This window comes from Sphingomonas yabuuchiae, assembly GCF_001477495.1.
In the GTDB taxonomy this organism is placed as follows: Bacteria; Pseudomonadota; Alphaproteobacteria; order Sphingomonadales; family Sphingomonadaceae; genus Sphingomonas; species Sphingomonas yabuuchiae_A.
The window spans coordinates 1-505 of the sequence record NZ_LDTF01000173.1 but is presented as its reverse complement, the minus strand read 5'-3'; the positions used below and the strand labels follow the sequence as shown (position 1 = coordinate 505).

The following is a 505-nucleotide window of genomic DNA, read 5'->3' as shown; positions in this document are numbered from 1 at the left end:
CGGATTGTTCTGCGGCGTCGAAAGGCGCGGGCTCAGGCTGAACCCCTCCAGACCGCCGGTGCCTGGGCGCGCGGCGTCATTGTCCTGCGACGTGCTCTGGAACGGGACGGCAGCGGCGGGCAGCGGGGCAAGCACCGGCACCAGCGTCAGGGCAAGAAGGCGCGCGGCGCAGCGCGGCCCGGACGATGTCATGAAATGCATTCCTCGTGGTAACTACAATCTTCAACCGCCGTCCGGGTCCCAGACCCGGCCGCACCAGCCGTGCCCCGGAGGCCCGGCGGATGCAACCCCATATAGTAACCGCATATGCGGCCAATATGTGGCAAGCCCCGTGCCAGCGGGAACTTTGCCCCTGGCTGCGCGTGCGTCGGTTTGACACTTGGGGGTGCAGCGCCTATATCGCGACCACTCACCACGATCCTCGGGAAATGACGCGCCTTCGCGCAGCGTGTCGGTCGAATGGAGGATCGCTGGTTCAACGGACGCCGGATGCCGCCGCAGTCAT

1 protein-coding gene is annotated in these 505 nt (G+C 66.7%); it reads right to left on the bottom strand.

Annotation, left to right across the window (positions count from 1 at the left end):
• The coding region (locus NS355_RS17920) for a hypothetical protein (protein ID WP_153008290.1) at nt 1–192 on the bottom strand (192 nt) is incomplete at its 3' end.
• Between the last annotated feature and the right edge of the window lie 313 nt (nt 193–505).